Annotated in this window: 1 protein-coding gene; it reads left to right on the top strand. The window is 77.8% G+C overall.

Translation table 11 applies throughout. The annotated features are described in order from the left end of the window. Window positions 1-212: ROK family protein (locus GT354_RS21635; protein ID WP_161358006.1), on the top strand; the 212-nt coding region annotated here is incomplete at both ends.

Below are 212 nucleotides of genomic sequence, written 5' to 3'. Positions count from 1 at the left end.
ACCGGGCACCTGGAGGCGGCGGCGTCCGGGCCCGCGATCGAGGCGGCGTACCGCGCGGCGGCCCCCGGAGCGGATCCCGAAGAACCCGGCCCCGACCTGCGCGAGATCACCCGCCGAGCGCAGGCGGGCGACGCCGAAGCGGCGACCGTGATCACGAACGCCGCAGTCGTACTCGGCCGCACCCTCGCCGGGCTCGTCTGCGCGCTCGACCC

The organism is Streptomyces sp. SID3343 (assembly GCF_009865215.1).
Taxonomy (GTDB): Bacteria; Actinomycetota; Actinomycetes; order Streptomycetales; family Streptomycetaceae; genus Embleya.
The sequence above is the reverse complement of the archived record's forward strand: the minus strand, read 5'-3'. Positions and strand labels throughout refer to the sequence as shown.